At 65.5% G+C, this 23857-nt stretch carries 20 protein-coding genes; 8 read left to right on the forward strand and 12 right to left on the reverse strand.

What is annotated here, in order from left to right:
• The first annotated feature begins 27 nt into the window (after positions 1 to 27).
• Positions 28 to 1626, forward strand: a complete 1599-nt coding sequence (locus tag E4T66_RS12630) for a POT-type proton-dependent oligopeptide transporter (protein WP_136849403.1) — start codon at positions 28 to 30, stop codon at positions 1624 to 1626.
• A 23-nt stretch (positions 1627 to 1649) separates the two neighbouring features.
• Complete coding sequence (locus tag E4T66_RS12635) at positions 1650 to 2108, forward strand: DUF2834 domain-containing protein (protein ID WP_136849404.1); 459 nt, start codon at positions 1650 to 1652, stop codon at positions 2106 to 2108.
• Here E4T66_RS12635 and E4T66_RS12640 read toward each other — a convergent pair.
• Positions 2105 to 3007, reverse strand: a complete 903-nt coding sequence (locus E4T66_RS12640; protein WP_136849405.1) for an FAD:protein FMN transferase — start codon at positions 3005 to 3007, stop codon at positions 2105 to 2107. The genes E4T66_RS12635 and E4T66_RS12640 overlap by 4 nt on opposite strands.
• Positions 3008 to 3119: 112 nt before the next feature.
• Here E4T66_RS12640 and E4T66_RS12645 point away from each other — a divergent pair, with 112 nt between their 5' ends.
• The 4 genes from E4T66_RS12645 to E4T66_RS12660 all read left to right on the forward strand — a co-directional run bounded on the left by E4T66_RS12645 (position 3120) and on the right by E4T66_RS12660 (position 6575).
• Positions 3120 to 4016 carry a DNA ligase gene (locus E4T66_RS12645; protein WP_248679667.1) on the forward strand — a complete coding sequence of 299 codons (897 nt, stop codon included), beginning with the start codon at positions 3120 to 3122 and terminating at the stop codon, positions 4014 to 4016.
• A gap of 86 nt (positions 4017 to 4102) precedes the next feature.
• Complete coding sequence (gene ttcA, locus E4T66_RS12650; RefSeq protein ID WP_136849406.1) at positions 4103 to 4951, forward strand: tRNA 2-thiocytidine(32) synthetase TtcA; 849 nt, start codon at positions 4103 to 4105, stop codon at positions 4949 to 4951.
• Positions 4948 to 5829, forward strand: coding sequence for a TraB/GumN family protein (locus tag E4T66_RS12655; RefSeq protein WP_136849407.1), 882 nt, complete (start codon positions 4948 to 4950; stop codon positions 5827 to 5829). The genes ttcA and E4T66_RS12655 overlap by 4 nt, the downstream gene beginning before the upstream one ends.
• Positions 5826 to 6575 (forward strand): glutathione S-transferase family protein, encoded by a 750-nt coding sequence (locus E4T66_RS12660; protein ID WP_136849408.1) that lies wholly within the window; start codon positions 5826 to 5828, stop codon positions 6573 to 6575. The genes E4T66_RS12655 and E4T66_RS12660 overlap by 4 nt, the downstream gene beginning before the upstream one ends.
• A gap of 18 nt (positions 6576 to 6593) precedes the next feature.
• Here E4T66_RS12660 and E4T66_RS12665 read toward each other — a convergent pair whose 3' ends face one another.
• Entirely contained in the window at positions 6594 to 7490 is an 897-nt protein-coding gene (locus E4T66_RS12665) for a glutathione S-transferase family protein (RefSeq protein ID WP_136849409.1), read from the reverse strand.
• A gap of 98 nt (positions 7491 to 7588) precedes the next feature.
• Here E4T66_RS12665 and E4T66_RS12670 point away from each other — a divergent pair, with 98 nt between their 5' ends.
• Positions 7589 to 9325, forward strand: coding sequence for an autotransporter assembly complex protein TamA (locus E4T66_RS12670; RefSeq protein WP_136849410.1), 1737 nt, complete (start codon positions 7589 to 7591; stop codon positions 9323 to 9325).
• Positions 9322 to 12672, forward strand: a complete 3351-nt coding sequence (locus E4T66_RS12675; protein ID WP_136849411.1) for a translocation/assembly module TamB domain-containing protein — start codon at positions 9322 to 9324, stop codon at positions 12670 to 12672. Before E4T66_RS12670 ends, E4T66_RS12675 begins: the two co-directional genes overlap by 4 nt.
• 27 nt (positions 12673 to 12699) lie before the next feature.
• Here E4T66_RS12675 and E4T66_RS12680 read toward each other — a convergent pair whose 3' ends face one another.
• The 10 genes from E4T66_RS12680 to E4T66_RS12725 form a co-directional block, all read right to left on the reverse strand.
• Positions 12700 to 13386: an alpha/beta hydrolase gene (locus E4T66_RS12680; RefSeq protein WP_136849412.1), complete on the reverse strand. Its 687-nt coding sequence runs from the start codon at positions 13384 to 13386 to the stop codon at positions 12700 to 12702.
• Between the two features lie 97 nt (positions 13387 to 13483).
• Entirely contained in the window at positions 13484 to 14314 is an 831-nt protein-coding gene (locus E4T66_RS12685; protein ID WP_248679671.1) for a HoxN/HupN/NixA family nickel/cobalt transporter, read from the reverse strand.
• 119 nt (positions 14315 to 14433) lie between these two features.
• Entirely contained in the window at positions 14434 to 15807 is a 1374-nt protein-coding gene (locus E4T66_RS12690) for a sensor histidine kinase (RefSeq protein ID WP_136849413.1), read from the reverse strand.
• 9 nt (positions 15808 to 15816) lie between these two features.
• Positions 15817 to 17253, reverse strand: a complete 1437-nt coding sequence (locus E4T66_RS12695) for a nickel-dependent hydrogenase large subunit (RefSeq protein WP_136849414.1) — start codon at positions 17251 to 17253, stop codon at positions 15817 to 15819.
• A gap of 2 nt (positions 17254 to 17255) precedes the next feature.
• Positions 17256 to 18251: an NADH-quinone oxidoreductase subunit B family protein gene (locus E4T66_RS12700; RefSeq protein ID WP_136849415.1), complete on the reverse strand. Its 996-nt coding sequence runs from the start codon at positions 18249 to 18251 to the stop codon at positions 17256 to 17258.
• The gene (locus E4T66_RS12705; RefSeq protein WP_136849416.1) at positions 18248 to 19693 is read right to left on the reverse strand and encodes a sigma-54-dependent transcriptional regulator; all 1446 of its coding nucleotides are present in this window, start codon (positions 19691 to 19693) and stop codon (positions 18248 to 18250) included. Before E4T66_RS12705 ends, E4T66_RS12700 begins: the two co-directional genes overlap by 4 nt.
• Entirely contained in the window at positions 19690 to 21405 is a 1716-nt protein-coding gene (locus E4T66_RS12710) for a hydrogenase maturation protein (RefSeq protein ID WP_136849417.1), read from the reverse strand. The genes E4T66_RS12705 and E4T66_RS12710 overlap by 4 nt, the downstream gene beginning before the upstream one ends.
• A complete protein-coding gene (gene hypE / locus E4T66_RS12715) occupies positions 21405 to 22496 on the reverse strand; it encodes a hydrogenase expression/formation protein HypE (RefSeq protein WP_136849418.1) in 1092 nt (363 codons plus the stop codon). Before hypE ends, E4T66_RS12710 begins: the two co-directional genes overlap by 1 nt.
• Positions 22493 to 23623, reverse strand: a complete 1131-nt coding sequence (gene hypD / locus E4T66_RS12720) for a hydrogenase formation protein HypD (protein ID WP_136849419.1) — start codon at positions 23621 to 23623, stop codon at positions 22493 to 22495. Before hypD ends, hypE begins: the two co-directional genes overlap by 4 nt.
• On the reverse strand, positions 23620 to 23853 hold the full coding sequence (locus tag E4T66_RS12725) for a HypC/HybG/HupF family hydrogenase formation chaperone (RefSeq protein ID WP_136849420.1): 234 nt from the start codon (positions 23851 to 23853) through the stop codon (positions 23620 to 23622). Before E4T66_RS12725 ends, hypD begins: the two co-directional genes overlap by 4 nt.
• Positions 23854 to 23857: the final 4 nt, after the last annotated feature.

Genomic DNA, 23857 nt, shown 5'->3' on the forward strand with positions numbered 1-23857 from the left:
GGCCGGGCCCGCCATTCCGGGGAGAGTATGAACACCAACGCCAATCGCATGCCGGCAGGCATTCCGTACATCGTCATCAACGAGTTCGCGGAGCGCTTCTGCTATTACGGCATCAACGCGATCCTGACGGTGTACATGGTCAACTTCCTGCACTTCGGTGATGCGCAGGCGACCACCTGGCAATCCCTGTTCAAATCCGGCGCCTATTTCTTCCCGGTGCTTGGCGCAATCGTGTCGGATGTATTCCTCGGCAAGTTCCGCACGATCATGATCTTCTCCAGCGCCTACGTCGCCGGCTGTGCGTTTCTGGCGATCTCCGACAGCCCGATGTCGATGGCGCTCGGCCTGTTCCTGATCGCACTGGGCACCGGCGGCATCAAGCCCTGCGTCTCGACCAACGTCGGCGACCAGTTCACCGCCGCCAATTCGCATCTGATCGAGCGTGCGTTCTCGTGGTTCTACATCTCGATCAACGCCGGCTCGCTGATTTCGATCACGCTGTGCCCGATCCTGCTGCCGAAGTACGGCCCCAAGGTCGCCTTCGGCCTGCCCGGTGTGATGATGGCGACCGCGGTCGTGGTGTTCTGGCTGGGACGCAGCAAGTACGCGGTGGTGCCGCCCGCCGGCAAGGCCTGGCTGCGCGACGTATTCTCGCGCGAAGGCCTCGGCGTGATTGCGCGCCTGGCGCTGATCTACCTGTTCGTGGCGTTCTTCTGGTCGCTGTGGGAGCAGTCCAACGGCCAGACCTGGGTGCTGCAGGCGCAGTCGGACCTGATGGACAAGACCCTGATCCCGGGCGTCGTGATCCTGCCGGCGCAGATCCAGGTCGTGAACGCGCTGTTCATCCTGCTGCTGGTGCCGGTGTTCACCTACGGCATCTACCCGCTGATGGGCCGCTTCTTCACCGTCACGCCGCTGCGCAAGATGGGCATCGGCATGTTCCTGGTCGCCAGCTCCTTCGTACTGGTGGCGTGGATCGAGCAGCGCATCCAATCCGGCATCGTCACCTCGGTGTGGTGGCAGATCATGGCCTACGCGATCCTGACCGCGGCCGAGGTGCTGGTCTCGATCACCGCGCTGGAGTTCAGCTACAAGCAGGCGCCGCTGCGCATGAAGAGCTTCATCATGGCGCTGTTCCTGCTGTCGACCAGCGTCGGCAACCTGTTCACCGCCGCAGTCAACGACTTCATGGTCAAGCCCGTCACCGCGCTCGGCGCCGAGACCGGCGCGCAGACCTGGGTGCAGCTCGCCGATGCCAAGGCCTTCGAGATCGGCCAGAAGATCGACTTCGGCGGCAACAGCGGCGTCAACGTGATGCTCGACGATGGCGAAAGCCACCCGCTGTCCGGTACCTATCTGATCGGCGACATCGACGCCGGGGCCAGTCGCGTACGGCTGGTCGACGCGATCTCGCGCCAGCCGGTCGTCAGCAGCGGACAGTTCGACGCCGCCGAGGCTACCGTCTCAACCTACGCGCTGGTCGGCCCGATGTACTTCCTGTTCTTTGCCGCCGTCATGACGGTGGCATCGATCATCTTCGTCTTCGTAGCGATCTTCTATCGCGAGAAGACCTTCGTCCGCGCCGACGGCGAGACCGGGTCCGAACTCGCCGCCGAGGAACACTGAGACGGCATTCACCCGAGAACGCCATGGAAGATCTTTCGACCCAACCACCGGGACGCGGCGTCGAATGGCTGTATGCCGGACTCGCGCTGGTCGGATTGTTCGGCACCGGCGTACAGGTGCTGGGCTATTTCGACGCCGGTTTCATCGACGCCAACCTCGCGTTCTGGAAGGACACGGTCGCGACCCCGGCCAGCACCTTCATCGTCGTCGACATCCTGGTGCTGGCCGCAGCAGTGTTCGTCTGGATGTTCGGCGAATGCCGCCGGCTCGGACTGTCCGGCGCCTGGGCCTATTTTCTGGCCAGCGTCTTCATCGGCATCAGCTTCGCGTTCCCGCTGTTTCTGGCGCATCGCCAACGTACATTGCGCCTACGCAGCGAGCGCGGCGGCTTACCCGCGGGCGCTGACTGGATCGCATTGGCGCTGGCGGTGATCGCCGCACTGGTCGCCGCCGCCTACAGCCTCGGTCACCAGCCGGGCTAAGCGGTGTCATGACTGCGATCGATGCGTCCCTGCGCATCGATCGTCAGCCACGGCAGGCCCAATGCCTGTAGCCAGGTCCGCGCATCCGCGCCCTGCAGCAACGCGACCGTGGTCGCCGTGCCGGCGATCAGGCACTGCGGCGCGAGCACCGACACACTGCGGATGGGCGACACGACCGGCCAGCCGCTGCGCGGATCCAGCAGGTGTGAATAGCGGCGACCCTCGACGACCATGCAGCGCTCGTAATCGCCGCTGCTGGCGATCGCGCCCTGATGCAGATCGACACTGGCCGCAGCCTGCGTCGGCTGCTCCGGATCGCGTACTCCGACACGCCATGGACGGCCATCCGGCTGCGGCCCGATCACGCGAATGTCCCCGCCCAGATCCACCAGACCGTGTGCGATCCCGTGCTGACCGGCAACGGCCGCCGCACGATCGGCCGCGTACTCCTTGCCGAAGCCGCCGAAGTCGAGCTGCATGCCGGCCAGCGGCAAGCCGAGCCGCGGCCTGTGCCACTCCAGCTTGTGCCAGCCGATGCAATCCAGCAGTGCATCGATCTGCGCCTGCGACGGCAGCTCGCCACTGCGGAAGTCCCAGGCGCGGCGCAGCACACCCGAAGTGATATCGAACAGTCCGTCACTCTGCGCATGCGCTGTGGCGGCATAGTCGAGCAGAGCCGCTGTCTCATCGTCGACGTCGATCCCGTGCCCGCTGCCGGCGCTGGCATTGATCGTCGCCATCACACTGTCGTCGCGATAGCGCGAATATTTGTGCTCGATGCGCAGTACCTCGTCGCGCGCCGCCGCCGCCGCGGATGCGGCGACTTCGGTCCGCGGATGGAACACGCAGACCCGGCAGGGGCTGGCCATCGCGCGGAAGCTGATCTCGGACTTGTGCATCGCCGGAGTCTATCCGGGTGACCTAGGCGGGTCGACGCGCTACGCTCAGGCGCACAGCACATCGAGACGACGGCCATCGCTTCATGGACCGCCGTCCGCCCAGGAGGGAATCATGACGCTGACGGATCGACACCCGATGCGCACCTGCGCGCTGTCCGCACTGCTGAGTCTGCTGCTGGTCTCGTGTCCGGCAACAGCAGAAGAGGCGGCACGGACCACACCCCCGGCACTGATGCTGGCAAAGCGTTACGCCGGCGACATTGACCTTGGCGCGTACTGGGTCAGCGAGAAACTCGACGGCGTGCGCGGCTACTGGGACGGCACTGCGCTGTGGACGCGTGGCGGCAGCCGCGTGAGGACACCCGCATGGTTCACCGCTGGCTGGCCGACGCAGCCGCTGGACGGTGAACTATGGATCGGCCGCGGACGCTTCGCCGAACTCAGCGGCATCGTGCGCACACAGACGCCGGATGATGACGCATGGCGGCAGGTTCATTACATGGTCTTTGATCTGCCGCATGCGCCGGGAACCTTCGACCAGCGACTCCAGATCCTGAACCGCCTCATCGCCGACAACTCCAACGCGTGGCTGCGCGCAGTCGAGCAGTTCCGCATCGACACCCCCACGGCACTGGACGCACGTCTGCGCGCGGTGGTCGCTGCCGGCGGCGAGGGCCTGATGCTGCACCGGGGCGACTCGCGGTATCAGGCACGCCGCAGCGACGACCTGCTCAAGCTCAAACCCTTTGACGATGACGAAGCCCGCGTCGTCGGTTACCAGGCTGGCAACGGCAAATACGCGGGCCAGGTCGGCTCGCTGATTGTCGAGCGCGTCGACGGCCTGCGCTTTGAACTCGGCAGCGGCCTGTCCGATGCCGAGCGCGCGCAGCCGCCGCCGCTCGGCAGCTGGGTCACCTATCGCTACAACGGCCTGACCGTGAACGGTCTCCCGCGCTTTGCCCGTTACCTGCGCCTGCGCGAGGAACTGCCGCCGCCCGATCCGCCCTGAGGGAGCGCTTCGATCCAGGGGGCGCGGATTCGGGCAACCGCGCCAGCGTGCGACAATAGCGGCCCTTTTGCCCTGACCGTTGTCCGATGTCGGTAACCGCCGAAGACGTCCGCCGCGACGCCCACGAACACAACAAGCTCGCCAAGCGCCTGCGCCGTCAGGTCGGCCAGGCGATCATGGACTACAACATGATCGCCGACGGCGATCGCGTGATGGTGTGCCTGTCCGGCGGCAAGGACAGCTACACAATGCTGGACGTGCTGATGCAGCTGCAGGCCAAGGCGCCCGTGAAATTCGAGCTGCTCGCCGTCAATCTGGACCAGAAGCAGCCGGGGTTCCCGGAGCACATCCTGCCCGAGTACCTGCGGGGCTTGGGCGTGCCGTTCCACATCATCGAGCAGGACACCTATTCGGTGGTCAAGCGCGTGATCCCGGAAGGCAAGACGATGTGCTCGCTGTGCTCACGCATGCGCCGCGGCGCGCTCTACACCTACGCGCACGAGCACGGCTACAACAAGATCGCGCTCGGCCATCACAAGGACGACATCGTCGCCACCTTTTTCCTGAACCTGTTTCACGGCGGCAAGCTGTCGGCGATGCCGCCGAAACTGCAATCCGACGACGGCCGCAACGTCGTGATCCGCCCGCTGGCCTACTGCCGCGAACGTGACATCGCGCGCTATGCCGAGCTCAAGCAGTTCCCGATCATCCCGTGCAATCTGTGCGGCTCGCAGGAGCAGCTCCAGCGCAAGCAGGTGCGTCGGATGATGGACGCCTGGGAGAAGGAACATCCGGCTCGGATTGAACAGGTGTTCGCCGCGCTGACCAATGTCGCACCGTCGCAACTGGCCGACCCGAAGCTGTTCGATTTCGCCAGCCTCGGCGGCGACGTCCGCGGCGCGGGCGACTGGCTGATGCCGGAGCGCATGGATTGAGGCTGCGCATCGCGGCAATGCTGTGCCTGTGGCTGATAGGCGTCAACGCCGCGGCACAGTCGCCGGCACCGTTTCTGTGGAAGATTGACGGTCCCCAGGCCACGCACTATCTGCTTGGCTCGGTGCATCTGCTGCCACCGTCGATCTATCCGCTACCGTCCGCACTGGACCACGCCTATACCGCCAGCGATGTTGTCGTGCTGGAAACCGACATCGAGGCGATCGGCTCGGCCGATGTCGCACGGCGCACCTTACAGGCGGCGATCGATCCCACTGCCGGCGGCCTGCGGGCAGCGCTGGGTGCCAGAGCCTACGCGCAGCTGGGTCAGCTGATTGAAGCACGCGGCCTGCCGCCAACGCTGTGCGACCGCGTCAAGGCCTGGTTCTGCGCAATGACGCTGGAGGTCATGCTGTACCAGCAGAACGGCTTCAGCCCGGCGCTGGGCATCGACCAGCATTACGCTGATCGCGCGCGCAACGACGGCAAGCCACTGCGCTGGCTGGAGCCGCTGGAAGATCATCTGGCACTGCTGACGCAGATGCCCGATGCCGCCGGCACCGCATACCTGTTGGCGACGCTGGACAACGCCAATGAGGACGAAGCAGACCCGGCAACCTTGCTGCGCGCGTGGCAGAACTCCGACACTGCGTTCATGCGTGAACAGACCGAACAGATGCGACGCGAACATCCGCAGGCCTACGCGCGGTTGCTCGGTGATCGCAACCGCGCCTGGCTGCCGCAACTGATCACGCTGTTCGAGGCGTCGACCCCCGCGCTGGTGATCGTCGGGGCAGCGCACCTGAGCGGGGATGAGGGTCTGGTCGCGCAACTGACCCGGCGCGATTTTCGAATTCAATCGGTGATGCAATCTCCATGATCGAACTGTGGGCGTTCAATTTTTCGATGTATCCGGAAATCGTGCGCTGGGCACTGGAACACAAGGGCCTGGACTACAGCACGCACACGCTGCTGCCAGGACCGCACGTGATGCAGCTATTGCCGCGTTACGGCCAGCGCACGGTCCCGGTGATGAAGGACGGCGATCAGCTGTTCAAGCAGACGTTGCCGATGCTCGAGTACCTCGAGTCACAGTATCCACAGCACCCACTATTGCCGGAATCACCGCAGCAGCGTGAACAGGCCTGGGCCATAGCGCGGCGCTTCGCCGACAAGGACGGGCCGTGGGTCCGACTCGCCGCCTTTCACGATCTGCTGCCACACGCCAGCTACATGGCGCGCCTGTGGTCGCAACCCTTCCCGACCTGGGCTCGGGTCGCCTACGTCGCCAGTTTCCCTGTGCTGGTACGTCCGGCGATGCGCGCGACCATGGGCATCACGGCGGCGCGCGCGCAGCATGGCGTGGACATCACCCGCGCAGCGCTGGATTTCATCGCGGAGCAGACCCGCGATCGGGATTATCTGGTCGGCGAGCGCTTCAGCATCGCCGACCTGGTTGCCGCCAGCGTGCTGTTCCTGACCGACTTCGCCCCCGAATATCCGGTGACCCCGCCACAGCCGTATCCGGCCGGTCTGCGGCGCTGGCTCAAGCGCTGGGATTCACACCCCGGAACCGCCTGGGTACATCGGATGTATGGCTTGCACCGCAACCGCGCAGCGGTGTGATGTCTGCGCGGCTCCGCCTCAATCCGGCGGCAGGATGAACGAGCGGATCTTGGAGCGCCGTTCCTGCTCCTGATCGGCCGCCTTCGGCTTCGCTGAGGTCAACTCCGGCGTGGGCTCGATCTCGAATCCAGCGACATCGTCCACGCTGGGCTCAGTGGCTGGCGGCGGCGCTTCAATATCGGAGTCGACTGCAACGACCGTGTCTTCATCGTCGGTGAAATCGTCTTCGGTGATGTCGGGGACGGATGACGGACCAGGCACAGGCATCGGGGCCGGCTCAGGCACCGGAACCTCCATGGCGGCCGCTTCGATCCACTTTTCGACGGCCGGATGCGCTGCCATGGCCGCTGCGTAATCCTGCTCGGGGCCATCGAGTGGCACGGCATAGGCAATCATGCGCAGCGCCACCGGGGCATACATCGCATCGGCGATGCCGAAGCGGCCGAACAGCCATGGGCCGTCCTGTCCGTAACGTGTGCGCGCCTCGCGCCAGAGCGCACGAATGCGCTCGATGTCCGCCTGTACCGCGGCGGACAGGGGCACGGGTTCCGGATCGCGAGTCGCATCAAACGGCAGCGCCTGCCGCAGCGCGGCAAAGCCGGCGTGCATTTCGCAGGCCACCGAACGCGCATAGGCGCGCGCGGCCGGATCGCTCGGCCAGGCGCCAGGGAGTGCGAAGGTTTCGGCCAGGTACTCGCAGATCGCCAGGGAGTCCCAGACCCGCGTGCTGCCATGCTGCAGCAGCGGAACCTTGCCGCTGGGCGAGTGCTCCAAGATTCGAGCGCGCGTGTCGGCGCGATCCAGCGGAATCAGGACTTCATCAAAACGGATCGCGTGATGCCGCAGAAACAACCACGGACGCAAGGACCAGGAAGACAGATTCTTGCTGCCGATATATAAGATCAACGTGGACATAGGACACCGGATGTGTAGGGGGAACACGTCGGTTCCCGGATAATAACCCCAGTTACCCTCGTTCAGTCACCCGATTTGGCCTGTTCCCTCATTACTCCATGCGTCCACGCCTGCTTGCCGTCCTGCTGATTGCCATCGCCGGCGGACTACCGCTGAGTCCGGCACTGGCGCAGGTCGCGGTACGGATTGAGGGGCTGGACGGTGAGCTGCGCAGCAATGTCGAGCTGCGCCTGAGCATCCTGAGTCAGGCCAAGGCCAAGGATCTCGATCAGGGCCTGGTCGAATCGATGCACCGCGGCGCCCCGGACGACATCCGCGATGCGTTGCAACCCTACGGGTACTACAACCCGACAATCACGTCCGAGCTCAAGGGCGAGGCGCCGAACTGGACCGCGACCTACCAGATCGATCCCGGCCCGCGCACGACCCTGCGCAAGATCGACCTGGAAATCAGCGGCGACGGCGCCGATGCGCTCAGCGATGTCGGCCTGTCGATGCTCGACCGCCTGCGCGAAGGAACCCCGCTGCTGCACTCGGACTACCAGCGCGCAAAAGCGACACTGTCCAGCGCCGCCTACGCGCTTGGCTATCTCGACGCCCAGTACATCCAGGCCGAGCTGCGCATCTATGCCGACGACAACCGCGCCGACATTGTGCTGCATTTCGATACCGGGCCGGGCTACCGCTTCGGTGCGGTCACGGTCGATCAGGATGTCGTCAACGACACCGTCGTCACCCGCTATGTACCGATCCGGCAGGGTGACCGTTACGATCCGCAGAAGCTGATCGACGCGCAGTTCTACCTGGGCGATCTGGGCTACTTCGAGTCGATCAACGTGGTCGCGCAAAAGGACGCCGCAGTCGAGCACGAAGTGCCGATCGTGATCGAAACCACGCCGCGAAAACGCACGCGCTACAACGTCGGCGCCGGTTATGGCACCGACACCGGCGCGCGCCTGACCGCAGGCACGGAGGTGCGGCGGTTGAATCGCGAAGGCCACCGGCTGACGCTGGAAACACGGCTGTCCGAGGTCAAGAACACCGCCAATGGCGAATACCGCATTCCGCTCGGCAGCCGCCCCGGCGAAAGCATCGGCCTTTCCGGTGAACTCGCCAATGAGAATCTGGACTCCGGTTTCAGCCGCCGCTACGGCGTCGAACTGAGCCTCTCGCGCATTCCCGGCAAATGGAAGCGCCGCTACTACGTCGCCTATACCCACGAAGAGTCGGTACTCGGCGATACCGCGCAGACCTCCGACCTGCTGATGCCGGGCCTGTCGCTGAACCGCTCGGAAAGCGACAATCCGATCTACACCCGCCTCGGCTGGTCGGCATTTACCGATGTCCACGGGGCGAAGCGTGATGTCGTCGCCAATACCAGTTTCGTGCGCGGCCTGCTCATTCTGCGCGGCGCACTGCCATTGGGCGAAAAGGCACGGTTGCTCGGCCGCTACGAGTTTGGCGCCGCCTACGTCGAGGAATTCGGTGAACTGCCGGCATCGCAGCGCTTCTTCGCCGGCGGCGATCAGTCCGTGCGCGGCTACAAGTACCAGAGCCTGGGACCGCGCAACGCCGACGGCGAAGTCGTCGGCGGACGTTACCTGACCTCGTTCAGCATCGAAGTCGAACGGCGCCTGTGGGATCAATGGGGTGTCGCGACATTCTTCGATGCCGGCGGTGCTGACGACACCGTCGCGCCCGAGCTATACCGCGGCGTCGGCATCGGCGCACGCTATCGCGCACCGATCGGCTCAGTACAGGTCGACCTGGCCTATCCGCTGGACGATCCGAGCCCCGGCATCCGCATCCATCTCGGCGTGAGGGTCGGCCTGTGAGACACGCCCTCGGCCTGCTGCGCGCATTGCTGTGGATCGCCGGCGTGGTCTGCGGCGGCGCGGTGATCTATGGCCTTTTCACCACCTCCGGCAGCATCCTGGTCCTGCGCGAGGTGGAAGCGCGCGTGGGGCTGATTCATGTCGAAGGCTTCGGCGGTCGTCTGTGGGGGCCGCTGCGCCTGGACCACTTCCGCTATGAGGACGATACCGTCCGGGTCGAAGTCGACGACGCAGCCCTCGATTGGTCACCGCTACAGTTGCTGCGGATGCGCGTGCGGGTCCAATCGCTGGACGCGACCCGGGTGGTTGTCACGGTCAAACCATCCGACAACGAACCTGCACAGGATGCCGCACCGAATGACGGCGCGATCACCCGACTGCCCATTGCGCTCGATCTGGCCCGGATCAAAGCCGGTCAGGTGCGGATCGAGGTTGACGGCGTCGACCCGCTGGTCTTCGACACCGTGGCACTCGACGGACGCTGGTCCGGCGATCAGGTCCAGCTGCGGTCGCTGTCGGCGGTCACGCCCTGGGTCGGCGCGCTCGGGGTCAGTGCCGATGCAACCTTGCGCCCCGACGCGGTCGACTTCGAATCGCTGCAGATTTCGGGCTTCGCGGACGCCACGGCGCAGGGCCGCCTCGGCTACAACACGCCGTCGGATCTGAAGGCGCAATGGACCCAGCTGCATTGGCCGCCGCAGGATGCCGCGCTGGCACACAGCGACCACGGCAGCGCGCACTGGCAGGGCGTGTTCGACGACTGGCAGTACAGTCTGGATGCGACGCTCAACGTCGACGGCATCAAGGCTCAGGTATCAGCGCAGGGTCGGGGTTCGCTCAGCGCCGTTCATGCTGACACCCTGAAGATCGACAGCGATCGTGGCCAGATCCGGACGGTCGCCACATTGCAGTGGTCGCCGGCACTGCAACTCGATGGCGAAGGCGAGCTCAGTCACTTCAATCCGCAGGCCTGGGTCGCCGAACTGCCAGGCGACCTGAACACGCAGTTCACACTGCAGACCCGCCTCGTTGACGACAAACCGAGCATCGAAGCCCAGCTGAGCGGACGTGCGTCGACTCTGCGTGACTATCCGTTTTCGGTGTCCGGCAGCGTGCATTTTTCCAATGACGCGTTGACGCTGAAGGACGTCATCCTGCACAGCGCGGAGACCCGGCTGGACGCGGACGGGCAGATCTGGCCGCAACTGGCCCTGCAGACCCGACTCAACAGTCCCGATCTCGTCGCCCTGTGGCCACAACTCGGCGGCAGCGCCACGGCAGCACTGCAGCTGCGTGGCGATCCGCTGCGCCCGCGGATCGACGGCACGCTGGAGGCCGCAAAACTGCATTACGGCGACGTCCGCATCGGCCGCGTGCGTGCGCACGGAGATGTCGATCTGAACGCGGCGATGCAGCTGAACCTGCAGCTCGACACCGTCGAGGTCGGTCGCACGATCGATCGGCTGAGCCTGGACCTGAGCGGTCGCGCCGACCAGCACATGCTGACGCTGACGACACGCGGCGCCGACGGTCGCGCATCGCTGAACCTGAACGGCGGGCTCGACACCCGGACCTGGCACTGGGACGGCAATCTGTCCGCAGTGCAGATCGAACCGACCGGCCTCGCGGTCTGGAACCAGGAAGCCCCGTCGGCGCTGAGCGTGCAGGGCGCCGACGTCACGCTGGAACCAACCTGCCTGTTGTCGAAAATTGCCAGAGCCTGCTTTGGGCTGCGCCCCGAAGGCTCGGCTCGGCGCCTGGCATTCCGGCTCGAACACTTCGATCTGGCCACCCTGGATCCGCTGCTGCCGGCTGCGACCACCATCGATGGCAGCATCGACGGTCACGGCTATGCCGATCTCGGCAGCACCGGCTTGCACGACCTGCGCCTGAATCTGGACAGCAGTGCGGTCGAGCTGGCACAGAAAGGCCTGCCAACGCTGAAGATCCTGCCGGGCCACGCCGCGATCGAGGACCGCAACGGCGGTCTGCAGCTGAGCGCCCTGCTACCCCTGGAGCAGGGCGCACTGCAGCTCGAGGGTCAGCTCGGCACCGGCACGGCGCTGTTGCAGCGACCCCTGCGCGGCACACTGACAGTCGACGTACCGGAGCTGGGCTGGGTCGCGCTGTTGAACCGCGAGCTGGAGAACGTCAGCGGCGAACTGCACGGCCGCTTCGATCTGGGCGGCACGCTGCAGGCACCGAGCCTCGCCGGCACACTGGCGCTGCAGAACGGGGCGCTGCGCTTGCGTTCGCCGGGGATCAAGCTCGAACGCGTGCAGACCCAGCTCGCGGCGCTGCAGCGCGGCACTTTGTCCGTCAGCGGCGAAGCCTGGTCGGACAAAGGCCAGCTGCGCCTGAGTGGTCGCCTCGACCCGTGGGCGTCACCGCCAACGCTGGATCTGAACATCGACGGCGAGAACTTCCAGGCCGTGCGTACTCCCGAAGCCCGCGTCTGGGTGTCGCCGGCGGTCAAGGTGCATCTGGCGAAAAACGAGTTGCACGTCGACGGCAGTGTCGATGTGCCCGAGGCGACGATCACACCCAAGACGCTCGACAGCGGCACCGGCCCGGACGCCGATCAAGTCATCATTCGTGCGGACGACGATGCGCAGAATCGCAAACGCCTGAAGACCTTTGCCGATCTGCAACTACGGCTGGGCGACAAGGTGCGCTTCGACGGCTTCGGCCTGAAGACTCGTCTCGGAGGCGCCGTGCGCGTATTCGAGGCCCCCGGCGTACCGACCCGCGCCCACGGCGAGCTGCGCCTGATCGGCGGCCAGTACAAGGCCTACGGGCAGGACCTGAATCTGGAAACCGGCCGTCTGCTGTTCACCGGCGGCTCATTGACCGATCCGGCAGTGGAGCTGCGGGCGACGCGCTCGCCACGCGAGGACATCACCGTCGGCGTGCTGGTGCGCGGCACGCTCGACAAGCCTGAGTTCAGTCTGTTCTCGACCCCGGCGATGCCACAGGAGCGGCAGCTGTCGTGGCTGGTCCTGGGCCGCAGCCTGGACGAAAGCACCAGCGGCGAAGACAAGGCGCTGGTTGCCGGCGCGGCGCTGTCGCTGGGTCTCGCCGGCAGCGAGTGGCTGGCGCAGAAATTCACCGGTCGTTTCGGCATCGACGAGTTCTCACTCGGCGCCAAGCCGGGGCAATCGTCGGATCAGGCGCAGCTGACCATCGGCAAGTACCTGTCACCGAAGCTGTACATCGCCTACGGTGTCGGACTGTTCCAGCCGGGCCATACGTTCCGCCTGCAGTACGACATCGGCCACGGCTTCAAACTGGCGTCCGAAACCGGAGCGGAATCCGGCGGCGACATTCTCTACACGATCGAACGCTGAGCGCGGCGCGCAACGAACGCCGCCAGTTCACGCCGCCAGCGTGCGCAGCAGGAACGCGGCGATGTCGTCGATCTCGTCGGCACAGACTTCGTGCTGCATCGGGTAGGGCTGCCACTGCACCGCATAGCCCAGGCGCGCCAGTTCTACATGGGTGTTCTCGCCCCAGCGAAACGGCACGATCGGATCGAAATTGCCGTGCGCCAGCAGAATCGGAATGCTGCGATTGGCCGCACTCGCCTCGCCCGCCAGCAGCGTATGCATCGGCAGATAGGTCGACAAGGCGATCAGTCCCGCGAGCCGCTTTGGATAGCGCAGCGCGGTGTGCAAAGCAATGGCACCCCCCTGCGAAAAACCGGCAACGACAATGCGCTCGCTGGCGATGCCGGCGTCGCACTGCGCGTCGATCAGTGCTGAGACCCGAACGGCCGAAGCGCGGATGCCCACAGTGTCTTCCGGGCTGCCATCGGACAGGCCGTAGATGTCGTACCAGGCGCGCAGCGGATAGCCGCCATTGATCGTCACCGGTCGCTGCAGCGCGTGCGGAAACACGAAGCGCGCACGCAAGGTCGGCGGCAGGCGCAGCGCCTCGACCACGGGCACAAAGTCATGACCATCCGCGCCGAGGCCATGCAGCCAGATCACCGCCGCATCTGCCGCCCCCTCAGGTTCAAGACAGACGCCGTCACGATCGTTGATGAGATTCACTCGGTCCATTCCTGCTGCGACACCGCAATGAGGCCGCCGCAGGCAAGCGCTGCGCGCGCGATCATCCATCCGCGAGGCCGGGCATCCAGACGGATTTGCGCGCGCTTCAGCTGGTTCGATAGGCGCCTGCAGCGAGGCGGCGGGCCAGCCAGAAACTATACAGAATCAGCCCGACCACCGCGGCACCAAAGACCAGCTCCTTGCCTTCGCTCCACTGCCGGATCAGCGGCGACAGCTGCCGCAAGATGCCGAATGTCGCGACACACAGACACACCGAAGCCACCGCCAGTCCCATCACACGCGATGCGATCCGCGCCAGCTCATCGGCTCCGGAAATCAGACGCGAGATCCACAGACCATTGACGCCGTCGGTAATCAGCATGCCGAGCATGAACAGCATGCCGAGCAGCAGTGCCGGCTGCCAGCCGCCGAACTGCGATCCCGTCAGTGCAAACAGGGCGGCCTGACTCAGCGTATCGAACGACACGGCGAACAAGGCGCCGACCGCCATGATCAGCAGCGGATGACTGACCGTCGACAGGCGCTGGAATGCCGCGCCGAGCAGCTTTCCCTTGATGCCCACCGGCCGCACCACTTCGTCTGCGGCGGTGTGCAGCACTGCATGCAGGTTGACCAGACCGAGGGCGCCCAGCACGACGATCGAGACCCAGGCGCCCACCAGCTCCAGCCAGACCGGCACCTGCCAGTGCGTCGACAGCGCCGACACCGTCAGCGCGACCATCACCACCACCAGCCCGTGCCCCAGTGAAAACAGGCTGCCGCACAGACGGGCCAGCTGCGGTTGGGTGCGGGCGTTGTAGCGGGTCAGGCCGTCGATGGTTGCCAGATGATCGGCATCAAAGCCGTGCTTCATCCCCAGCAGCAGGACCACCGCGGCCAGTGTGGTGAAATCCTGCGGCAATTCGGCGATCGTCACAGTCGTAGTCTCCCCGATGACCGTTGCGCATCTTCCGCGCGAGTTTCATGCCAGGCTCGGCGCGCAAACGAAACAATCACTTGGCCGTGCCCCCGCATACGCTCATGGCAATGCCTCTTTCACTTGGACGGCGTCGCTGCAAGGGATTTGTCCAGTGCCAGCGGCAAGGTCACGATGAAATCCGCACCGCCATCGGCGTTGTTGGCCGCGCTCAGATGTCCCCCGTGTCGCTCGACCAGGCCATAGCTGATCGACAAGCCCAGGCCGGTCCCCTGTCCGACCGGTTTGGTCGTGTAGAACGGATCGAAGATATGTGGCAGCACGTCCGGATCGATCCCCACGCCGTTGTCCGAGCAGCACACCTGGACGCTGCTGCCGTCCTCGGCTCGCTGCACCCGCACCCGCAGCCGCGGTTCGGCCAGCATCGCGGTCGCGTCCTGCGCGTTCTGCACCAGATTCATCATCACCTGCTGCAACTGGGCAGCCGAACCGATGACCATCAGACCGCGCGGAATCTCGATGTCGATGCGGAACTTTGACGGACTCGCCGTACGCACCCATTGCACCGCACGCTCCACCACCTCGCCGAGATCGAACAGATCGTCCGCATCCCGATCCAGCGCAGAGAATCGCTTGAGGTTGTCGACAATGTCCCGCGTGCGTTCGGCGCCTTCCACGGTGCCGTCCATCAAGGGACCGAGATCGGCAATCAACGCATCGATCCGCAGCTGCTTGCGCAGCGCCGCACAATCATCCTTGGACAGCCCGGCGTGGACGGCGTTGACGTATTGATCCAGACGCGCGACATAGCGCTTCAGCGCATGCACGTTGCCAAGCACGAAACTGATCGGATTGTTGAGTTCGTGGGCGACCCCCGCGACCAGCCGTCCCAGCGAAGCCATCTTCTCGGCCTGCAGCAGTTGCTGCTGCGTGCGCTTGAGCTGCTCATGCGTCTGCCGCAGCTCGAGATAGGCGCGGCGCAACTCACCCACCGGACGCCCGGTGATGACACTGCCGACAATGCGTCCGGTCGCCGCCAATCGCGGCGTGAAGTTCAGCGATACCTCGATCGGTCCGGCACTTCCCAGCAGATTCAGTTCGCAATCGTGTACCGCGTCCTGGCGCACGATCATCTGCTGCGCTTTGTCGCGCGACGCCGCGTCGGCAAACAGATCGACGACCGCCTCGCCGCGCAGCGTTTCGAGGGGACGACCAATCAGTCGCGCCAGCGCCTGATTGACCTCCTCGATGGTACCGTCCAGGGCGGTGGCAATGACGATGTCGGACATCGAGCCCAGCACCGAGCGCGTGAACTGCTGCGCTTCCTCCAGCGCCTGGTTCTTGTCCTCCAGCGCCACCTCGTAACGCAGCAGCTCGGTGAACACTTCATCCATTTTCTGGATCACGCTGATCCAGGTCTGATCCCCGGCAATGCTGTCCGACGGGTCAGGCAACGCCGCGGTGAACTTCTTCCTGAACTGTTCCGGACTCATGCGTGTGACTCAATGCACCGTGCACACCATGCACGGATCGAACGAACGCACAATGTGCTGTATCGCCACCGGTGCGCGCCGGTCACCTGCCGCAACGCCGGCGAGCGCCTGCTCCAGAGCACCCGGAACACCGTCGGCGTCGCGCGGGGAAAAATTCCAGGTCGTCGGCGCAATGATCTGATAGCGACTGATGAGTCCCCTGCGCACACTCACCCAGTGACCGAGCGCACCACGCGCCGCCTCCACCAGCCCAACCCCGTCGCCATCCCTCGGGACCACGTACTCGGAGCAGAACGGCTGATCGGGCTGCAGCCGCATGGCCCAGCGCTCCATCTCCGGCAGCGTGCGAGCGATCTCCAGCAGCCGCGCCACCACTCGCGCGGCGACGCTGCCGCCTTCGCGCTTGATCATGTCGCGTGCGAGACCGTGGCCCGCCACAACCTGCCGCGCCAGCGCGCCAACTTCGACGACTTCGCGGTCCAGTCGCGGCGCCTTGCACCAGCTGTAGGCACCCGGCTTGTCCGGTTGCGGCACCGTCACCCCATCGCGCGGATGCTTCGAGTCTCCGCTCATCCAGGCGTGACTGTGATCTTCGGTGATGGCCTCAAGCCGCAGCGCCTGCGCCGCGCCATGCCAGACGCCGGCGGGATACAGCACCCCCTCCGGCAACGCGTACGCGCCGTAGCTCAGATATCGATCGGTGGCGCGTCCGAGCCGCCACAGATCCAGGTCGTTGGCGATACGGATGAATCGACCGAAGTCGCCGCGTGGCGCGGCGTCGGCCCACGTCTGCAACGCATCGACGCTGTCGAGCGCGGCCACCACCTCCAGCGCATCACCGAACAGACTCGATTCCAGGAATGTACGGAACTGCCGCAGGACGCCGTAGACGCGCAGACGCTCGGACACATCGATCGGTCGCGTCGAACCGCCCGGCTGCAACGCGCCGGTATGCGGCCAGCGCCCCGCAAGCAGGCCCATGGATTCCAGCAGGCGCGCGCGCGCGGGCAACGCATCGCGCCGCGCGCTGCCATCGATGGCCTTGAAGCGTGCGTGCGCGTCTTCGTACCAGGCGCGTCCGGCGTAGTCCGTGCGCGCAAAGTCCGGCATGAAGAACAGGAAGAAATGGCTCACATGGTCCGCGATGTTTTCGATCGCCAGTGTCAGCGCCGCACTGATGCGCCCGTTTTCGCATGGCGTCAGACCCGCCGCCTGTGCCAGCGCCGTACTGGCTGCCGCCGATTGCGCCACCGAACAGATGCCGCAGATCCGCGGAACAAAGTACAAGGCATCCAGTGGATGCTTGCCGATCAGGATCTGTTCGAAGCCGCGGAACATCGGCGAATTGACATAGGCCGCACTGACCCGCCCGTCGGCAAAATCCAGCGTCACCTCGAGATCGCCCTCGACGCGGTTGAACGGCCCGACCACGATGCGCTGGCTCATCGCTACTTCAATCCGCTCTTGTGATCCTCAGGGGGCACCTCCACCCGGAACGACACGGCGTTCTCACGCACGCGCCGCGGCGTCGCCGACTTCGACAAGGCGCCGAGTGCGACAAACCAGGCTTTGGGCATGTCGGCCGGCAGGCCGATCGGTATCCCCGCGATCTTGGGTGTCTGCGACAGCGGATGCCCCGGTTCTTCAAAGCCCGGCTCGGTGCAGGCGATGCACGGAAAGCCGCCGCGCAGACACGAACCCTGCCCGTTCCACAGCCGCGTGTTGCAGTCGGCATGCGCGCGCGTGCCCTTGCAACCCATGTGCTCCATCAGGCAGCCCTGATGCGATGGCTGCACCGCGCTGGCCTTGAATTCGTAGAACTCGTTGCGAGTGCATCCATGATGCACCAGGCGGTCGGCATACAGCCGCGGACGCCCGACCCCATCCAGATCCTGCGGGCCGAGCTGTCCCATCGCCAGACTCATCAAGGTGTCGACCACCCATCCCGGGTGCGTCGGACAACCGGCGATGTTGATCACCGGCATGCCGCCCCGCGAGATGAAGCCGGCATCCAGCAAGCCCCCACGCTGCCTCTCGTCGTACTGCAAACCGCAGGCATCGGTGAGATTGGAGCCCGCCGCGGTGATGCCGCCATAGGCCGCGCAGCTGCCGACAGCGACCACATACTTTGCGCGCTGCGCCAGATTGCGCACGATGTCGGTCAGCGGTCGCCCGCTGCCGGCCATGCGATGGTAGCCGCCGCTACCGTGCGGACCGCGCAGCATCGAGCCCTCGACACACAGCAGATCGAGTGCCTGCTCGCCGCGCTCGTAGGCTCCCAACAGCTCCAGCACTTCGTCTGCACTGGCCTCGGACAGACTCGGATGCCAGACGATTTCGATGCCGGCATCGGCGAGCTGGCCGAACAGATCCGGGGAGTCATGGCACAACAGGGACAGCGTGCAGCCGCCGCAGCCTCCGGACTGCAGCCACAGCAGCTTCATGCGTCTTTCTCCAGACCATAGCGCGACAGCTTGGCCCGCAGTCCCACACGCGACAGACCCAGCTCCAGCGCTGCACGCGTCTTGTTCCAGCGATTGCGTAGCAGCGACTCGTGCAGCACCCGCGCTTCCAGTCGTTCCATGCGCTCCTTGAGGGAGCCCTCGAGATCGGCCAGCAACGACAGCTCCTGCTCCTGCACCGCTCCGTCGGCCGCGCGCAGCACCCGCGGACTCAGCAGATCCGGCGTCAGCCGGCCGTCCGGCGTCAGCGCCACCATGCGCAGCACTTCGTTGAACAGCTCGCGCACGTTGCCCGGCCAGCGGTGACGCATCAGGCACGCCATGACTTCTCCGTTCACCGGCTCGACCGTGCGCCCCAGCATGCCCGATGCGCGCTCGACCAACCGCTCGACCAGCGGCGGAATGTCGTTCGGCCGCTCACGCAGCGGCGGCGTATACAGGCACACCGCAGCCAGACGGTAGTAGAGATCTTCGCGGAAGCGTCCGTCACGCACTTCCTGTTCGAGATCGTGATGGGTTGCCGCGATGACACGCACGTTGACGCTGAGGGTGCGACGACTGCCAACCGGACGAATCTCGCCTTCGGACAGTGCGCGCAGCAGCTTGACCTGGAATTGCGGCGAGGTGTCGCCGATCTCGTCGAGAAAGATGGTGCCGCCGTCGGCCTGCTGGAACAGTCCGATGTGGTCTTCGAAGGCCCCGGTGAACGAGCCGCGCTTGTGTCCGAACAGCTCGCTCTCCAGCAACTGATCCGGCATGGCCGCGCAGTTCTCGACCACGAAAGCCTTGTCGGCGCGCGCGCTGGCGTAGTGCAGCGCACGCGCCAGCACTTCCTTGCCGGTGCCGGACTCGCCGGTCAGCAGCACCGACACGTCATACGGGGCAACGCGCTGCAGAATCTCGATCACCGGATTCAGCGCACTGTCCTTGGCTCGCACGACGCGCTGGAAGTCGAAGGCCTCGCGCGCCACCGCGCGGCGTTCCTCGACACGTTTGCGCAACGGCTCCGCGGCAGCCCGCAGGTCCAGTGCCAGCCGGCGGTTTTCATTCTGCAGTGCGTACAACTGCGCGGCATTCTTCAGCGCCAGCACCAGCTGATCCGGCTGCCAGGGTTTGAGCAGATACAGGTAGATGCCGGCGTCGTTGATCGCTGCGATGATGTCCTGCGCGTCTGTATATCCGGAGATGATGATGCGGATCACCTCGGGATACTGCGAGCGCACCTGCTTCAGAAAATCGATGCCACAGGTGCCCGGCATGCGCTGGTCACACAGCACGATCTGGATGAACTCGCGCTCGAGTATCTTCTGCGCCTCATCGACATTGGACGCGCAAAACACCTCGAAGTCCTCATCCAGCGTTCGCCGCAATGCCTCCTGCGAGCGCAGCTCGTCATCCACCACCAGCACAGCCGGCATCGTCATGCTGCGCTCCGCGGCTGGCACGCCGGATCACGGTGCAGCGCCAGATGGCGCGGGGTCCACGATGCCGGCGTCTTGCGCACGAAATGCCAGCGTGCGACGTGATAGCTCGGATCGAAACCGTAGAAGTTGCGGTGCATCTGCGTCAGCTCTTCCGCGCGGTAAGCGGCCAGGGGCTTGTGTGCCTCGTCGACGCTGCGGCGCGCACGCTTGGCCTGCAGGCGTTCCGAAAGATCCGGGGATTGCGCCAGCGCAGTGGCATACCGTTCGACCTCGGTTCGGAAACCCGCAGTGTCGCCGGACACCACGCGGTCGATCAGCCCCTTGCTGCGCGCCTGTGCCGCGGTGATCGGCAGGCGCTGCTGCATCATGCTGGCACCATCAGGACCGAGCCGGCGCGGCAGCAGATAGGTCCAGTACTCGGAGCCGTAGAGATTGCCCATGTTCTTGTAGTGCGGGTTCAGGATCACGGAGGCACGCGCATGCAGCTCGTCAGCGGTCAGCGCCAGGAACACTCCGCCAGCACCGGCATTACCCTGTAAGGCAGCGACCACCCATTGATTCGGCGTGTCGATCAGCGCAGCGCAGACATCGTCCATCGCCTCGATATTGCGCATGGATTCGTCGGCCGGACTGTCGGAATTCTCGATCTGGCGCAGATCGATCCCGTTGGACCAGAAGTCCTCGCCGCCCAGCAGCACCAGCACCCGAGTCGGTCGCGCCTTGGCGGCTTCGATGGCGGCCTGCAGTCGCCGGCATTGCGCCGTTCCCATCGCGCCTGCATAGAAATCGAATGACAGCAGGCCCACCGTACCGTCAGCACTTTCGCGATAGCGCAACTCGGTACCGTCGCCCTGGTCCGAGGGCCACTGCGGCAGCGTGGCGCAGACCTCGCCCAGCGCCGAAGCCGCCGGCAGCTTGATCGCATCGTCCCGATCCAGGCGCTGCACCTGTCCGATCCACACCGCGCCGTCGCGCGCCGCCAGCAGCAGTGCATCGTCGCGGCGCGCCACCACACTGCCCGGCGCCGCGTCGACTGCACAGCTTTCGGGGCGCGCGTCATACAGCTTGCACGGCACGCCCATGAGGCTGGCTTGCAGTCCTGGTGCGCCGTCGGCTGCATGCAGCTTGCGCAGCAGCGATGCGCAGTCATCACGTTGCCAGTCAATCGCACGATCACTCTGGCGCATCAACGGTCGCTGGCGGCCGAGCGCGTCGCGCAGTTCGGATAGCGGCTGCGGTTGCCAGCGTCCGGCGGTGTAGTCGGGGAAGCGCTGCAACGCGTCGAGCACACAGGCCAAAGCCGCTTCAGTCACTTCATTGCGGTACAGACTGGACTTGCTGGCACCGCGCATCGCGAACTCACGTGAGGACCATACCGGCCCGGCGTCCATCTCCGCCGTCGCCTCCAGCAGCGTCACGCCCCAGCGCGTCGCGCCTTCCTGAATCGCCCAGTCCAGCGCCGAAGGGCCGCGGTCACCGACAATGCCGGGATGCACGATCAGGCATAGCAGCCGCGACCAGATCGACTGCGGAATCGCGCGCTTCAGATAGGGTGCAATGATCAGCTCGGGCTGCCACAGCGCAACGGCCTCCTCGGCCACCGCATCACCGATGTCGTACTCCAGCGACAGCTGATGCCCGCGCTCCGACAATTCGCACCACAGGCGCTGGGCCAGACTGTTGAAGCTGTGCGTCAGGAACAGAATCCGCATCAGCAGATCCTCGGCAGCTGTTCGCCCGACAGCCAGTCGACATTGCGCCGTCCGCCGAAGCGCGTATGCATCTGCACAAAGTGCTGTGCGTCCTCGACCACCTCACCGATCACTGTGGCTTCGGCACCCAGCGGGTGTGCGCGCATTGCCTGCAGCAGGCGCGCCGCATCGGCGCTGGCGCAGACCGCCAGCAGCTTGCCTTCGTTGGCCACATAGAGCGGGTCCAGGCCCAGGAACTCGCAGGCCGCGGCAACCTGAGGCTTCACACTGAGTGCCGACTCCTGCAGCTGGATGCCGACATCCGACTGCAGCGCGATCTCGTTCAAGGTGCTCGCGAGTCCACCGCGCGTGGGATCACGCAGCAGTCGAAGGCCACGGTCCGGATCGCCACACTCGGCACTGGACGGCACCGCTTCCAGCATCGCCGCGACCAGTTCGTGCAGTGCGGCCGAATCCGATTCGATCTCGCTGTCGAAAGCCAGCGACTCGCGCTTGGACATGATCGCCATGCCGTGGTCGCCAATGCTGCCGGACAGCAGAATGCTGTCGCCCGGCCGCGCGTAGGCGCCCGACAGACTGCGTGTCGCCGGCAATGCCCCGAACCCGGTCGTATTCACAAACACGCCATCACCATTGCCCTGCTCGACCACCTTGGTGTCCCCGGTCACGATGCACACTCCGGCAGCACGTGCGGCGGCCCCCATCGAGGCCACGATGCGCGCCAGATCGGCCAGCGCAAAGCCTTCTTCGAGAATGAAGCCCACCGACAGATACAGCGGCCGTGCCCCCATCATCGCGACATCGTTGACGGTGCCATGCACCGCCAGACTGCCGATATCCCCGCCCGGAAAAAACAGCGGCGACACCACGTGACTGTCGGTGGCGATCACCATGCGTTCACCCGCGGCCAGCGGCGGCAGCACAGCGCCATCGTCGCCGCGGCCGATGTCATCGCTCGTCCCTGCGGACGAGAACGCCGGCGCAAACAGCTCGTCGATCAACTGCTGCATCGCGCGCCCGCCGGCTCCGTGCGACAGATCGACGCAGCCGTGCTTCAGATCGAGCGGACGGACATAGGCACGCCGACTCATGCGACACGCTCGCGAAAGCGGCCGTAGGTGTAGTGCGCGGCGCAGCCGCCCTCGCTGGACACCATGCACGAACCCATCGGATTGTCCGGCGTGCATACCGTCGCGAACAGTTTGCAGTCGGTCGGCTTCTTGACCCCGCGCAGGATCGCGCCGCACTCGCAGGCCTTGTGGTCGGCCACGCCCTGGTAGTTCAGGGCGTAGCGGCGCTCGGCGTCCCACTCGGCGTAGGCGCTGCGGATCTTCAGTGCCGAGTACGGCACCATGCCCAGACCACGCCACTCGAAACTCTTGCGCAACTCGAACACTTCGCTGACGTGCTGCTGTGCTTTCAGATTGCCGTCGCGGTTCACCGCACGGGTGAATTCGTTCTCGACCTCGCAACGACCTTCGTTGACCTGCCGCACCAGCATCAGAATCGCCTGCATCACATCCAGCGGTTCGAAGCCGGCGATCACCACCGGCTTGCGGTATTCCTCCGCAAAGAACTCGTAGGGCCGGCTGCCGATGACGGTCGACACATGCGCCGGGCCGATGAACCCGTCGATGGGAACCGTTCCGAGCTGACGTACCTCCTGCGACTCGAGAATCGTGCCGATCGCCGACGGCGTCAGCACATGGCAGCACAGCACCAAGAAATTGCGCAGCCCGAGCTGGCGTGCCTGCCGCAGCACCAGCGCGGTCGGCGGCGTCGTGGTCTCGAAGCCGATCGCGAAAAACACCACCTCGCGGGTCGGCTCGTCGCGCGCCAGTGCCAGCGCGTCCGCCGCCGAGTAGACCATACGGATATCGCCACCGCGGGCCTTGGCCTTGAGCAGCGACATGCCGGCCGAAGCCGGAACCCGCAGTGTGTCGCCGTAGGCGCACAGCGTGACCTTGTGCTCCAGAGCCAAGCGGATCGCCTGATCGATACGGCCGATCGGCAGCACGCACACCGGACAGCCGGGGCCGTGAATCATGCGCACCTGTGGCGGCAGCAGATCACTGACCCCGTAGCGCGAGATCGCATGCGTGTGCCCGCCGCAGAACTCCATGAAGGCGTACCGCCGCTGCGGATCGGCTTCGGCGGCAATTGCCGCGGCCAGTTGCGTCGCCACGCTACCGTCGCGGTATTCGTCGACGTATTTCATGCCGCCGCTCCGCCGGGCAGCTCGACCGATGCAAACAGGGCCAGCGTGCGTTCGGCCTCCACCGGATCGAGCCGCGACAGCGCATACCCGACGTGCACGATCACGTAGTCACCGATCACGACGCCGTCGACCAGTTCCAGGGAAATCTGTTTGCGCACACCGCCAAGGTCGACCACGCCCTGGGCGTCATCAAGCAGTTCAACGATGCGGGCAGGGATGGCCAGACACATGGGA

The sequence above is a fragment of the Sinimarinibacterium arenosum genome (assembly GCF_005047655.1).
Taxonomy (GTDB): domain Bacteria; phylum Pseudomonadota; class Gammaproteobacteria; order Nevskiales; family Nevskiaceae; genus Solimonas.

Coding starts and splice junctions, on each gene's coding strand:
- ttcA (WP_136849406.1), top strand. CDS start 4,103: ATGTCGGTAACCGCCGAAGACGTCCGCCGCGACGCCCACGAACACAAC.
- E4T66_RS12635 (WP_136849404.1), top strand. CDS start 1,650: ATGGAAGATCTTTCGACCCAACCACCGGGACGCGGCGTCGAATGGCTG.
- E4T66_RS12700 (WP_136849415.1), bottom strand. CDS start 18,251: ATGAAGCTGCTGTGGCTGCAGTCCGGAGGCTGCGGCGGCTGCACGCTG.
- E4T66_RS12645 (WP_248679667.1), top strand. CDS start 3,120: ATGACGCTGACGGATCGACACCCGATGCGCACCTGCGCGCTGTCCGCA.
- E4T66_RS12660 (WP_136849408.1), top strand. CDS start 5,826: ATGATCGAACTGTGGGCGTTCAATTTTTCGATGTATCCGGAAATCGTG.
- E4T66_RS12725 (WP_136849420.1), bottom strand. CDS start 23,853: ATGTGTCTGGCCATCCCTGCCCGCATCGTTGAACTGCTTGATGACGCC.
- E4T66_RS12705 (WP_136849416.1), bottom strand. CDS start 19,693: ATGACGATGCCGGCTGTGCTGGTGGTGGATGACGAGCTGCGCTCGCAG.
- E4T66_RS12640 (WP_136849405.1), bottom strand. CDS start 3,007: ATGCACAAGTCCGAGATCAGCTTCCGCGCGATGGCCAGCCCCTGCCGG.
- E4T66_RS12665 (WP_136849409.1), bottom strand. CDS start 7,490: ATGTCCACGTTGATCTTATATATCGGCAGCAAGAATCTGTCTTCCTGG.
- E4T66_RS12710 (WP_136849417.1), bottom strand. CDS start 21,405: ATGCGGATTCTGTTCCTGACGCACAGCTTCAACAGTCTGGCCCAGCGC.
- E4T66_RS12680 (WP_136849412.1), bottom strand. CDS start 13,386: ATGGACCGAGTGAATCTCATCAACGATCGTGACGGCGTCTGTCTTGAA.
- E4T66_RS12630 (WP_136849403.1), top strand. CDS start 28: ATGAACACCAACGCCAATCGCATGCCGGCAGGCATTCCGTACATCGTC.
- E4T66_RS12670 (WP_136849410.1), top strand. CDS start 7,589: ATGCGTCCACGCCTGCTTGCCGTCCTGCTGATTGCCATCGCCGGCGGA.
- hypD (WP_136849419.1), bottom strand. CDS start 23,623: ATGAAATACGTCGACGAATACCGCGACGGTAGCGTGGCGACGCAACTG.
- E4T66_RS12695 (WP_136849414.1), bottom strand. CDS start 17,253: ATGAGCCAGCGCATCGTGGTCGGGCCGTTCAACCGCGTCGAGGGCGAT.
- hypE (WP_136849418.1), bottom strand. CDS start 22,496: ATGAGTCGGCGTGCCTATGTCCGTCCGCTCGATCTGAAGCACGGCTGC.
- E4T66_RS12690 (WP_136849413.1), bottom strand. CDS start 15,807: ATGAGTCCGGAACAGTTCAGGAAGAAGTTCACCGCGGCGTTGCCTGAC.